This window comes from Enterobacter sp. R4-368 (genome assembly GCF_000410515.1).
GTDB lineage: Bacteria > Pseudomonadota > Gammaproteobacteria > Enterobacterales > Enterobacteriaceae > Kosakonia.
The window spans coordinates 1642284-1653821 of the sequence record NC_021500.1 but is presented as its reverse complement, the minus strand read 5'-3'; the positions used below and the strand labels follow the sequence as shown (position 1 = coordinate 1653821).

13 protein-coding genes are annotated in these 11538 nt (G+C 56.3%); 11 read left to right on the top strand and 2 right to left on the bottom strand.

From position 1 onward, the window contains the following. Nucleotides 1-69: 69 nt before the first annotated feature. Together rcnR and H650_RS07685 are read left to right on the top strand one after the other, a co-directional pair. The gene (gene rcnR, locus H650_RS07690) at nt 70-342 is read left to right on the top strand and encodes a Ni(II)/Co(II)-binding transcriptional repressor RcnR (RefSeq protein ID WP_017459019.1); all 273 of its coding nucleotides are present in this window, start codon (nt 70-72) and stop codon (nt 340-342) included. Between the two features lie 127 nt (nt 343-469). Beyond that, nucleotides 470-1612, top strand: a complete 1143-nt coding sequence (locus H650_RS07685; RefSeq protein WP_020454734.1) for a 3-phenylpropionate MFS transporter — start codon at nt 470-472, stop codon at nt 1610-1612. On the opposite strand, the gene csiE is transcribed toward H650_RS07685, so the two are convergent. Beyond that, complete coding sequence (gene csiE / locus H650_RS07680; protein ID WP_020454733.1) at nt 1609-2886, bottom strand: stationary phase inducible protein CsiE; 1278 nt, start codon at nt 2884-2886, stop codon at nt 1609-1611. The two genes, H650_RS07685 and csiE, sit on opposite strands and share 4 nt — an antisense overlap. A gap of 124 nt (nt 2887-3010) precedes the next feature. Here csiE and H650_RS07675 point away from each other — a divergent pair, with 124 nt between their 5' ends. Then, entirely contained in the window at nt 3011-3649 is a 639-nt protein-coding gene (locus H650_RS07675; protein ID WP_020454732.1) for a DUF1007 family protein, read from the top strand. Continuing rightward, on the top strand, nt 3640-4620 hold the full coding sequence (locus tag H650_RS07670) for a nickel/cobalt transporter (RefSeq protein WP_020454731.1): 981 nt from the start codon (nt 3640-3642) through the stop codon (nt 4618-4620). The genes H650_RS07675 and H650_RS07670 overlap by 10 nt, the downstream gene beginning before the upstream one ends. Nucleotides 4621-4662: 42 nt before the next feature. Here the strand turns inward: H650_RS07670 and suhB are convergent, their stop codons facing one another. Then, the gene (gene suhB, locus H650_RS07665) at nt 4663-5466 is read right to left on the bottom strand and encodes an inositol-1-monophosphatase (RefSeq protein ID WP_020454730.1); all 804 of its coding nucleotides are present in this window, start codon (nt 5464-5466) and stop codon (nt 4663-4665) included. A 117-nt stretch (nt 5467-5583) separates the two neighbouring features. Between suhB and trmJ the strand changes: the two genes are divergently transcribed. The 7 genes from trmJ (at nt 5584) to hscA (ending at nt 11537) form a co-directional block, all read left to right on the top strand. Next, nucleotides 5584-6315: a tRNA (cytosine(32)/uridine(32)-2'-O)-methyltransferase TrmJ gene (trmJ, locus tag H650_RS07660; protein WP_020454729.1), complete on the top strand. Its 732-nt coding sequence runs from the start codon at nt 5584-5586 to the stop codon at nt 6313-6315. A 189-nt stretch (nt 6316-6504) separates the two neighbouring features. Then, nucleotides 6505-6996 (top strand): Fe-S cluster assembly transcriptional regulator IscR, encoded by a 492-nt coding sequence (gene iscR, locus H650_RS07655; RefSeq protein WP_020454728.1) that lies wholly within the window; start codon nt 6505-6507, stop codon nt 6994-6996. 118 nt (nt 6997-7114) lie between these two features. Next, on the top strand, nt 7115-8329 hold the full coding sequence (gene iscS / locus H650_RS07650) for a cysteine desulfurase (RefSeq protein WP_020454727.1): 1215 nt from the start codon (nt 7115-7117) through the stop codon (nt 8327-8329). Nucleotides 8330-8355: 26 nt separating this feature from the next. Then, entirely contained in the window at nt 8356-8739 is a 384-nt protein-coding gene (gene iscU, locus H650_RS07645) for a Fe-S cluster assembly scaffold IscU (RefSeq protein ID WP_017459010.1), read from the top strand. A 17-nt stretch (nt 8740-8756) separates the two neighbouring features. Beyond that, nucleotides 8757-9080 (top strand): iron-sulfur cluster assembly protein IscA, encoded by a 324-nt coding sequence (gene iscA / locus H650_RS07640; protein ID WP_017459009.1) that lies wholly within the window; start codon nt 8757-8759, stop codon nt 9078-9080. Nucleotides 9081-9153: 73 nt separating this feature from the next. After that, entirely contained in the window at nt 9154-9669 is a 516-nt protein-coding gene (hscB, locus tag H650_RS07635; protein WP_020454726.1) for a co-chaperone HscB, read from the top strand. Nucleotides 9670-9686: 17 nt separating this feature from the next. Continuing rightward, complete coding sequence (gene hscA / locus H650_RS07630) at nt 9687-11537, top strand: Fe-S protein assembly chaperone HscA (protein ID WP_020454725.1); 1851 nt, start codon at nt 9687-9689, stop codon at nt 11535-11537. Nucleotide 11538: the final 1 nt, after the last annotated feature.

Below are 11538 nucleotides of genomic sequence, written 5' to 3'. Positions count from 1 at the left end.
AATAAACTCCCCCCCAGTTGATGCATGGTATGCTAAGGTTCGTTTAAGCACGGTCGATTTGAGGTCTGTATGTCGCACACCATCCGGGACAAGAAAAAGCTAAAAGCGCGGGCGAGCAAAATAGAAGGGCAGGTTGCCGCGCTGAAAAAAATGCTCGATGAGCCTCATGAATGCGCCCAGGTTTTGCAACAAATCGCGGCGATCCGCGGCGCAGTAAACGGGTTAATGCGCGAAGTGATCAAAGGCCATCTGACCGATCATATCGTGCATGAGAACGACGAAATTAAGCGTGAAGCGGATCTGGATGTGGTGCTGAGCGTGCTGGATTCTTATATTCGCTAAGCAACGGCGAGCAACCTGGGGGCAGATATTCGCCTGCAAACGTTGGGTAAGCGCATGTGTTGCCTGATTGTTACTTGCCAGCCCTGTTATTTATCGCCAGACTATCGCCTCCATTCAGGAGGAAATCATGGTCTTGCAGTCCACGCGCTGGCTGGCGCTCGCTTATTTCACCTACTTTTTTAGCTACGGCATCTTTTTACCTTTCTGGAGCGTCTGGCTCAAAGGCGTGGGGCTGACCCCCGAAATCATCGGTATGTTGCTCGGCGCAGGTCTTGTCGCCCGCTTCCTTGGCAGCCTTTTCATCGCTCCGCGCGTGAGCGATCCCTCCCGCTTGATTACGGCCCTGCGCGTGCTGGCGCTGGCAACATTGCTTTTTGCGCTGGCGTTTTATGCCGGAACGCATGTGGCGTGGCTGGCGGTCATTATCATCGGTTTTAACCTCTTCTTTTCGCCGCTGGTGCCGCTCACCGATGCGCTGGCGGGCACCTGGCAAAAACAGTTCCCGATGGATTATGGCCGGGTACGGCTGTGGGGATCGATTGCTTTTGTGATTGGTTCGGCGCTCACCGGCAAGCTGGTGAGCCTGTTTGATTACCAGGCGATTCTGGCGTTGCTGACGCTGGGCGCGGCATCCATGTTGCTCGGTATGTTGCTGCGTCCTTCCATTTTGCCGCAGGGTGAAAATCGCCAGCAGGAGGGCGCAGGCTGGCAGGCGTGGCGGGTATTGATTGCGCAGAACTGGCGTTTTCTCGCCTGCGTGTCGCTGCTGCAGGGCGCACATGCGGCTTACTACGGCTTCAGCGCCATTTACTGGCAGTCGGCGGGGTACTCTGCTTCAACGGTCGGGTATCTGTGGTCGTTGGGGGTGGTGGCGGAAGTGGTGATTTTCGCGCTCAGTAATCGTCTGTTCCGCCGCTTCAGCGCACGCGATCTGCTGCTGCTTTCCGCCGTTTGCGGGCTGGTGCGCTGGAGCCTGATGGGCTGGACGACCGCGCTTCCGTGGCTGATTATTGCCCAGATCCTGCACTGCGGCACGTTTACCGTTTGCCATCTTGCCGCCATGCGCTATATCTCGGCGCGGCAGGGCAGCGAAGTCATCCGCTTACAAGCGGTCTATTCAGCGGTCGCGATGGGCGGCAGTATTGCACTGATGACCATGATCGCCGGTTTCCTGTTTGAACATCTGCATCAGGGGCTGTTTTTTGTCATGGCCGTGCTGGCCATTCCGGCCCTGTTCCTGCGCCCGAACGTCGCCGTGCAGGCCCGCTAGCTTTCCAGCATGTCGCGGATATGCCGCTGTTGTTGCCCGCTCAGCGGACCGTCGGTGTGGATCAGCGGCGGTGAGAACAGCGGCAGCGGCGTAGTGTAAGGCGTGATAATCAATGTCACGTCTTTCGGTGCGCCGGCCTTACGAAATTCCGCCAGTGGCAGATATTTAATACTGAGCGGCAGCAGCGTTAATTCGCGCAGTTGCTGCTCAATCTGCTGTTCGCGGGTACTGTCTTCGCCAGTAATCAACACCACCTGTTTCTCATGCATATCGCTGTCCTGCATCAGCCAGGCGCCGAAAATCACCGCCACCAGCCCCGCCTCTTCATCGCTGAAGCGCAAATCATACTCGTCTTCCAGCTCCTGCAAGGCATCGCGGGTGGTTCGCATCAGACGCGGGTAAAGCTGGTTGATCTCTTCGGGCAGGCTGCTATCAATGCCAATACCAAACAAGCTGCGATCCAGCGCCTGGGCAATGTGAATATAGAGCTGAGCACTTAAGCCTTGTTCATCGCTGAAACGCAGCCCCGCCAGAGCGTGAAAGCGGGCAATCATCCGGCGGATGGCTTTTTGCAGACGGCGATCCTGGTGTTGCTGGTCACGCAGCGGATCGGGCGTGCGCACCAGCATAAACAGCAGCGACAAAAACAGGTGCTCATTCTGCTGCGGATAGTCGACAACGCGACGCTGCCAGTGGCGCACAATCTCCTGCGCCACCTGATACTCGGCGCGCATTTGCGCCCACTCTTGCTGAACCGGGTTAAATTCCGGGGTATGTCCGTGGTGATGCTGCAGTAAACAATATTGCAAATAGAGACGCAGAAACTGCATATCCCGGCATTCAAAGACGCGCTGCAGGCGGCGCGAACAGAGGTTAATCAACGCCAGCAGATTTGTATCGTCGTATAACGTTCGGGCAATGCCTTGCTGTTTAAGCGCGGTTTTTAACGCCGGGGTAAACTGTTGCGTGATAAATTGCGGGCACAGCCGCAGCGCACGGCGAAGCCAGTGCAACAGGCATAAACGTTGATCGAGTGGAGCGCCCTCAATCCGAAAGCCGCCGTTAGGATGGGGAACGATAGAGAGCCGGTGGTAGCGCTGAATTTCACTTTCCGTTTCAGCGATATCCCGGCGAGCCATGGCGTCGTCCACTCCATTCATAGCGCTGATATGTTCCATGGTGACGTGTTGCCCCGGCAAGGCGAGCATCAAAAGCACCTGGCAGCGGCGCTGCGGACTGGAGAGCGCAGATGGCGGTGTCATTACAGTTGTCATCTGTCAGGTTCCAGTTGGGGTTTTTGATAAGCGTAGTTAAAGGTATGCTCAGCGATAGCGCAGCGGCAGCTCTTTCATTCAGGATTGCCGGGGAGCATCACAGAATTTTTCTCGTGAGGAATACATGCAAGCAGTTAAACAATGCGCCAGTGGCCTGTTTCTCGCGCTTTTATCGTTTTCAGCGACGGCGCATCCGCACAGTTTTATCCGCATGAAAACGCAAGTGTTGATCGACAACGAGCAGTTCACCGGGCTGAAAATGCGCTGGACGATGGATGAGATCACTTCGGCGGATCTGCTGTATGACGCGGGCAATGCAAAACCTGGCGATGAGATCTGGAAAAAACTAGCGGCGGAAGTGATGGCAAACGTGCTGGGGCAACACTATTTCACCGAAGTCTGGCACAACGGGCAGAAAGTGAAGTTTCTTAACCGACCGACGGAATATGGCATGGAACAGGTCGCGCACCAGGCGGTGCTGACGTTTGTTTTGCCGCTCGCCGAACCGCAGGTGCTCAGCGGCCAGCGGTATACATTTTCCACTTTCGATCCCACCTATTTTGTCGATATGAGTTACGCAAAAGCGAGCGACGCGGCATTGCCTGCCGCCGCACCGCAGGGCTGCAAACTGGCGGTACAAACGCCCAAACCCGGCGAGGAAGTGCTGAATTATGCCCAGTCGCTGGATAAAGCCGATGCGCCGGCAGAAGATATGGAACTCGGTAAACAATTTGCCCAGACGGTGACGCTGACATGTCCGTGATGGTGAGCGCTACGGCGCGAAAACGACGCTTATTGCACTGGTGGCCGCTGGTGCTTTTTATGCTGTGTGCGCTGGCCGCCGCGTTGTGGCTGTGGCAGATCTGGCCGCAGGTAATGGTGAAAAGCGTTATCTGGCAGCGCGATGTGAATATGAAAATGAGCGGCTTACTGAAAGCGGTGGCAGAAAACCCGCGCCAGGCCGGTGGGGCGCTACTGTTGTTCAGTTTTGTCTATGGCGTGCTACATGCGCTTGGGCCGGGACATGGCAAAGTGGTGATCACCACCTGGCTTGCCACGCATCCGTCAAAACTGAAACCGGCGATTGGCTTAACGCTGGCCTCTTCTTTGTTGCAGGGGCTGGTGGCCATTGCGCTGGTGGTGGTTGTGCTGAGTATTCTGGCGCTGCCCGCGCGGCAGCTGCATTTGAGCAGTTACTGGCTGGAGAAGGGCAGTTATTTACTGGTTGGTGTGCTGGGAGTGCTTTTGTGCTGGCGAGCGTTGAAAAAGCTGCGCGCGCTTGTACAAGCGCCGAAATTCCGCGCCTTTACGCCGCACCATGTGCATCACGAAGGATGCGGTTGCGGTCATCAGCATTTACCCACGGCCTCGCAGTTGCAGAGCGGTGATGACTGGCGCGCACGGTTAATGATTATTTTGTCGATGGGGATGCGCCCCTGTTCCGGTGCGATCATGGTGCTGCTGTTCAGTAAAGTGATTGGCGTGTTTAGCTGGGGTGTGGCCTCCGCGCTGGCCATGGCGGTCGGAACGTCGCTGACCATCAGTTCGCTGGCGTTGCTGGTCCATGGTTTTCGCCAACTGGCAGTGAAATTAAGTGGGGATCGTGCGCCGGTATTGTGGCGACAGGTTGGCTGGAGCACGCTGGCTCTGGCCGGTGGCGCGTTGTTAATTAGCGCGTCGGTAATAATGTGGGTCAGTGCGTTACCGCCGGGCGGCGGATTGCGACCGTTTTGATAGCACCCGGTGGCGGCGAACCCCCACCGGGCACAGCCAGACTTAGCGTTTCAGCGCGTCGCTCAGCTCTTCACGCATATTCGCCAGCATCGCTTTAACTACGCGCGGGTTACCCGCCACGATGTTGCCGGTCATCATATAGTTGTGACCACCGGTGAAATCGCACACCAGGCCGCCAGCTTCACGCACCAGCAGTTCACCGGCGGCAAAATCCCACGGTTTCAGCGCGATTTCGAAGAAACCATCCACGCGGCCAGCGGCAACGTAGGCCAGATCCAGCGCAGCGGAACCCGTGCGGCGGAAGTCCGCGCATTCGGTGAACAGTTTGCCGACGATATTGATGTAGGTGGTGGCGTGCTGTTTGGCTTTGAACGGGAAGCCGGTCGCCAGAATGGTGCCATCCAGATCGCGAGCCGTGCTGCCGCGCAGGCGGTAGCCGTTCAGCTGTGCGCCCTGACCGCGAGTAGCGGTGAACAGTTCGTTACGCATGGGATCGTAAACCACAGCGACTTCTGTGCGGCCTTTGATTCGTACGGCGATGGATACCGCGAAGTGCGGCAGGCGTTTAACAAAGTTGGCAGTGCCATCCAGCGGATCGATAACCCATTGCACATCCTGGTCAGCGCCTTCGTGCTCACCACTCTCTTCGGTGATGATGGTGTGTTGCGGGTAAGATTTGCGGATTGTTTCGATAATCAGCGCTTCGGCTGCTTTATCAATGTTGGTCACGAAATCATTGCTGCCTTTCTGGCTGGTTTCTACGGTGTCCGGAGTTTCGTAGTTTTTGGCAATTAAATTACCCGCCTTGCGCGCAGCACGCACGGCGATGTTCAGCATCGGATGCATCGGTCTCTCTCACTGGATGTTAAAGAACGGAAAACGGCGCATATCATAGCAGCGAATTCGGATTATGTCTTTGCTTTATGATAATATGCGCGAATATTCTTTAGCCGTTGAAAATCTATGCTGCAAAATATTCGAATCGTACTGGTGGAAACCTCCCACACCGGCAACATGGGCTCTGTTGCTCGTGCAATGAAAACAATGGGTTTAACGAATCTCTGGCTGGTGAACCCGCTGGTAAAACCGGATTCACAGGCTATCGCGCTGGCCGCAGGTGCCAGCGATGTGATTGGCAATGCGCAAATCGTCGACACGCTGGATGAAGCGCTCGCCGGTTGCAGCCTGGTTGTTGGCACCAGCGCGCGTTCCCGCACGCTGCCGTGGCCGATGCTCGATCCGCGTGAATGCGGGCTGAAAAGCGTTGCCGAAGCGCAACACGCGCCCATCGCGCTGGTATTTGGTCGCGAACGCGTTGGCCTCACTAATGATGAGCTGCAAAAGTGCCACTACCACGTGGCGATTGCCGCCAACCCGGAATACAGCTCGCTGAACCTGGCGATGGCGGTGCAGGTTATTGCTTATGAAGTGCGCATGGCCTGGCTGGCAGCGCAAGAGAGCACTGCCCCGGCGGTTGAACATGAAGAGACGCCGTACCCGCTGGTCGACGATCTGGAGCGTTTTTACGGGCATCTGGAGCAAACGCTGCTGGCGACCGGTTTTATTCGTGAAAACCACCCCGGCCAGGTGATGAACAAACTGCGCCGTCTGTTTACCCGCGCGCGCCCGGAAAGTCAGGAGCTTAATATCCTGCGCGGCATCCTGGCGTCGATCGAACAGAAGCATAAAGAGTAATGCGCGAGGCCGGGAAATGGCCTTTTTTCGGCCTAACTCTATGAAAGCACTAAACGACAAATACCTGACTAAAACAGTCAACTAAATAGTTGACCAATTTAGTCGGGAATGTCAGACTTGCGTCTGCTATGCAACATTAACATATTAATAATACACCCCGGGCAGGGGCGAGTTTGAGGCTTGTAAGACATGAGACTGACATCTAAAGGGCGTTATGCCGTGACCGCAATGCTGGACGTTGCACTCAACTCCGAAGCGGGCCCGGTTCCGTTGGCTGATATTTCCGAGCGTCAGGGAATTTCCCTCTCCTACCTGGAGCAGCTGTTCTCCCGTCTGCGTAAAAATGGCTTAGTCGCCAGCGTACGTGGCCCGGGCGGCGGTTACCTGCTGGGTAAAGACGCAAATACCATTGCCGTTGGCGAAGTGATTAGCGCAGTTGACGAATCCGTAGACGCAACCCGCTGCCAGGGTAAAAGCGGCTGCCAGGGTGGTGATAAGTGCCTGACCCATGCGCTGTGGCGCGATCTGAGCGATCGTCTGACCGGTTTCTTAAACAACATCACGCTGGGCGAACTGGTAAACAACCAGGAAATCCTCGATGTGTCCGATCGTCAGCACAGTAACGAATCCCATCGCACCACCCGCGCTCAAGACGCTATCGACGTCAAACTGCGCGCATAATAAAAAACAGAATTCAGAATCGGGCCAGGGCACAAAACAGTGCCCTGTTAACGCGGTCGTACATCCAGCCGGTTGCCTGATTCCTTGCATTAGAGCGATGTACGGAGTTTAAAGAGCAATGAAATTACCGATTTATCTCGATTACTCCGCAACCACGCCGGTGGATCCGCGTGTTGCCGAGAAAATGATGCAGTTTCTGACCCTGGACGGGACCTTTGGTAACCCTGCTTCCCGTTCTCACCGTTTTGGCTGGCAAGCTGAAGAAGCGGTAGATATCGCCCGTAACCAGATTGCAGAACTGGTCGGTGCGGACCCGCGTGAAATCGTCTTCACTTCCGGTGCAACCGAATCCGATAACCTGGCGATTAAAGGTGCAGCCAACTTTTATCAGAAAAAAGGCAAGCACATTATCACCAGCAAAACCGAACACAAAGCCGTGCTGGACACCTGCCGTCAACTGGAGCGCGAAGGCTTCGAAGTGACCTATCTTGCTCCGCAGAGCAACGGCATTATCGACCTGAAAGAGCTGGAAGCGGCGATGCGTGAAGACACCATCCTTGTTTCCATCATGCACGTGAACAACGAAATCGGCGTGGTACAGGATATCGCGGCCATCGGCGAAATGTGCCGTGCGCGCGGCATTATCTACCACGTTGACGCCACCCAGAGCGTGGGCAAACTGCCTATCGACCTGAGCCAGTTGAAAGTGGATCTGATGTCCTTCTCCGGCCATAAAATTTATGGGCCGAAAGGCATCGGTGCGCTCTACGTTCAGCGTAAACCGCGTGTGCGTATCGAAGCGCAGATGCACGGCGGCGGTCATGAGCGCGGTATGCGTTCCGGTACTCTGCCTGTCCACCAGATCGTCGGCATGGGCGAAGCGTACCGCATCGCAAAAGAAGAGATGGCGAGCGAAATGGAACGCCTGCGCGCGCTGCGTAACCGTCTGTGGAACGGCATCAACGACATTGAAGAAGTTTACCTGAACGGCGATCTCGAGCACGGCGCACCGAACATCCTCAACGTCAGCTTTAACTACGTTGAAGGCGAGTCGCTGATCATGGCGCTGAAAGATCTGGCTGTATCCTCCGGCTCTGCCTGTACCTCTGCAAGCCTGGAACCGTCCTACGTGCTGCGCGCACTGGGCATGAATGATGAGCTGGCACACAGCTCGATCCGTTTCTCTTTAGGTCGTTTTACCACCGAAGAAGAAATTGACTACACCATCGCGCTGGTACGTAAATCCATCGGCCGTCTGCGTGAACTCTCTCCGCTGTGGGAAATGTTCAAACAGGGCGTGGATTTGACCACCATCGAATGGGCTCATCATTAATAGTTGCGCAAGCAGGAGAAGAAAAAATGGCTTATAGCGAAAAAGTAATCGATCACTACGAAAACCCGCGCAACGTTGGCTCGTTTGACAACGACGACACGGTTGGTAGCGGCATGGTTGGCGCACCGGCGTGCGGCGACGTGATGAAACTGCAGATCAAAGTTAACGATAAAGGCATTATCGAAGACGCGCGTTTTAAAACTTACGGTTGCGGCTCTGCAATCGCTTCCAGCTCGCTGGTCACCGAATGGGTGAAAGGCAAGTCACTGGACGAAGCGCAGGCGATTAAAAACACCGATATCGCCGAAGAGCTGGAACTGCCGCCGGTGAAAATTCACTGTTCTATCCTGGCGGAAGACGCGATTAAAGCCGCAATTGCGGATTACAAAAGTAAACAAGAAGCGAAATAAGGCGGGAGGTTGTTGTCATGTCCATTAGCCTGAGCGACAGTGCTGCCGCGCGAGTCAATACCTTCCTGGCCAACCGTGGTAAAGGGTTTGGTCTGCGCCTGGGGGTGAGAACCTCCGGCTGTTCTGGTATGGCTTATGTCCTTGAGTTTGTCGATGCGCCGAACGAAGAAGACACGGTGTTTGAAGACAAAGGCGTGAAGGTAGTGGTTGACGGCAAAAGCCTGCAATTCCTCGACGGTACTCAGCTGGACTTCGTCAAAGAAGGCCTGAACGAAGGGTTTAAATTCACCAACCCGAACGTTAAAGACGAGTGCGGTTGCGGCGAAAGCTTCAACGTTTAATCGCCACCATCCGATGACCCCACCGCAGCGTCCTGCGCGTGGGGTTTGTTTCGATTGCACACCCGGAATTGTTATGGATTACTTCACCCTCTTTGGGTTGCCGGCCCACTATCCGCTCGATGTTCAGGCGCTGGCGACACGTTTCCAGGATCTGCAACGTCAGTTCCACCCGGATCGCTTCGCAAACCGCCCGCAGGCGGAACAACTGGCTGCCGTCCAGCAATCCGCTACCATTAACCAGGCATGGCAAACGCTGCGCAACCCGCTAACGCGCGCAGAATATTTGCTGTCGCTGCACGGTTTTGATTTAGCCTCTGAGCAACACACGGTGCGCGATACCGCCTTCTTAATGGAACAACTTGAGCTGCGTGAAGAGCTGGACGAGATTGAAAAAGCGCAAGACGCGACCCGTCTGGAAGCATTTCAACAGCGTGTGAAAGAAATGTATGACATCCGCCATCGGCAAATGGTGGAGCAATTAGATAGCCAGACGTGGGACGCGGCGGCGGATACCGTGCGTAAACTGCGTTTTCTCGATAAACTGCGCAGCGCAACAGAACAACTCGAAGAAAAACTGCTCGGTTTTTAATTTTTTGGAAGCACATCATGGCCTTATTACAAATTAGTGAGCCCGGTCTGAGCGCCGCGCCGCACCAGCGTCGTCTGGCGGCGGGTATCGATCTCGGCACCACCAATTCATTGGTTGCCACCGTGCGCAGCGGACAGGCGGAAACGCTGGCCGACAGCGCCGGACGTCACCTGCTCCCTTCGGTGGTTAACTACCAGGCCGACAGCCATGTTGTCGGTTACGATGCGCGCGCCAACGCCGCGCAGGACTCCGTAAACACCATTAGCTCGGTGAAACGCCTGATGGGGCGCAGCCTGGCCGACATTCAGGCGCGTTACCCGCGCCTGCCGTGGCAGTTCCAGCCGAGCGAAAATGGTCTGCCGATGATTGCCACGCGTGGCGGCCTGGTTAACCCGATTCGCGTTTCTGCGGATATCCTCAAAGCCCTTGCCGCGCGCGCGCAAGAGACGCTTTCCGGCGAGCTGGACGGCGTGGTGATCACTGTTCCTGCCTATTTTGATGACGCACAGCGTCAGGGCACCAAAGATGCGGCGCGTCTGGCGGGCTTGCACGTATTGCGTCTGCTGAACGAACCGACCGCTGCGGCTATCGCCTACGGTCTGGACTCCGGCAAAGAGGGCGTGATTGCGGTTTATGACCTCGGCGGCGGCACCTTTGATATCTCGATTTTGCGCCTGAGCCGTGGCGTTTTCGAAGTGCTGGCGACCGGCGGTGATTCCGCGCTCGGCGGCGACGATTTCGACCATCTGCTGGCGGATTACATTTGCGAACAGGCGGGAATTGCCGATCGCAGCGATGTGCGCCAACAGCGCGAATTGCTGGATGCGGCGATTGCCGCAAAAATCGCCCTCAGCGAGGCCGACAGCGTCACCGTTGAGGTGGCGGGCTGGCAGGGCACCATTGCACGTACCCAGTTTGAAGCGTTGATTTCAACGCTGGTCAAACGCACTTTACTCTCTTGTCGTCGCGCGCTGAAAGATGCGGGTGTCGAAGCGCAAGAAGTGCTGGAAGTGGTCATGGTCGGTGGCTCGACGCGCGTGCCGCTGGTGCGCGAGCGGGTTGGCGAGTTCTTTGGCCGCACGCCGCTGACGTCGATTGACCCGGATAAAGTGGTGGCGATTGGCGCGGCAATCCAGGCCGATATTCTGGTTGGCAACAAGCCGGACAGCGAAATGCTGCTGCTGGATGTCATCCCGCTCTCGCTGGGGCTGGAAACGATGGGCGGCCTGGTAGAAAAAGTGATCCCGCGTAACACCACCATTCCGGTGGCGCGCGCTCAGGAGTTCACCACTTTCAAAGATGGCCAGACAGCGATGTCTATCCATGTGATGCAGGGCGAGCGTGAGCTGGTGGCAGACTGCCGTTCACTGGCGCGTTTTGCACTGCGCGGTATCCCGGCGATGCCGGCGGGCGGGGCGCATATTCGCGTCACCTTCCAGGTCGATGCTGACGGTCTGCTCAGCGTAACCGCGATGGAAAAATCCACCGGCGTGGAAGCCTCCATTCAGGTGAAACCGTCGTACGGTCTGACCGATGGCGAAATCGCCGACATGATCAAAGACTCCATGAGTTTCGCCGAGCAGGACGTGAAAGCGCGCATGCTGGCGGAGCAGAAAGTGGAAGCCGCGCGCGTGCTGGAAAGTCTTGCCAGCGCGCTTGCCGCTGACGCCGCGCTGTTAAGCGCCGCAGAGCGTGCGGAGATCGACGACGCAGTCGCGCAGTTACGCGCGGTTGCCGACGGCGATGACACCGACGCGATAGAACAAGCCATTAAAAATGTAGATAAACAAACCCAGGAATTCGCCGCACGCCGTATGGATCAATCCGTACGTACCGCGCTGAAAGGCCATTCCGTCGACGAGGTTTAAT

Bases quoted from the DNA above. Each gene is read 5' to 3' on its own strand.
- iscR (WP_020454728.1), top strand. From the start codon at position 6,505: ATGAGACTGACATCTAAAGGGCGTTATGCCGTGACCGCAATGCTGGAC.
- iscU (WP_017459010.1), top strand. From the start codon at position 8,356: ATGGCTTATAGCGAAAAAGTAATCGATCACTACGAAAACCCGCGCAAC.
- suhB (WP_020454730.1), bottom strand. From the start codon at position 5,466: ATGCATCCGATGCTGAACATCGCCGTGCGTGCTGCGCGCAAGGCGGGT.
- rcnR (WP_017459019.1), top strand. From the start codon at position 70: ATGTCGCACACCATCCGGGACAAGAAAAAGCTAAAAGCGCGGGCGAGC.
- H650_RS07670 (WP_020454731.1), top strand. From the start codon at position 3,640: ATGTCCGTGATGGTGAGCGCTACGGCGCGAAAACGACGCTTATTGCAC.
- hscA (WP_020454725.1), top strand. From the start codon at position 9,687: ATGGCCTTATTACAAATTAGTGAGCCCGGTCTGAGCGCCGCGCCGCAC.
- csiE (WP_020454733.1), bottom strand. From the start codon at position 2,886: ATGACAACTGTAATGACACCGCCATCTGCGCTCTCCAGTCCGCAGCGC.
- iscS (WP_020454727.1), top strand. From the start codon at position 7,115: ATGAAATTACCGATTTATCTCGATTACTCCGCAACCACGCCGGTGGAT.
- trmJ (WP_020454729.1), top strand. From the start codon at position 5,584: ATGCTGCAAAATATTCGAATCGTACTGGTGGAAACCTCCCACACCGGC.
- H650_RS07675 (WP_020454732.1), top strand. From the start codon at position 3,011: ATGCAAGCAGTTAAACAATGCGCCAGTGGCCTGTTTCTCGCGCTTTTA.
- hscB (WP_020454726.1), top strand. From the start codon at position 9,154: ATGGATTACTTCACCCTCTTTGGGTTGCCGGCCCACTATCCGCTCGAT.
- iscA (WP_017459009.1), top strand. From the start codon at position 8,757: ATGTCCATTAGCCTGAGCGACAGTGCTGCCGCGCGAGTCAATACCTTC.
- H650_RS07685 (WP_020454734.1), top strand. From the start codon at position 470: ATGGTCTTGCAGTCCACGCGCTGGCTGGCGCTCGCTTATTTCACCTAC.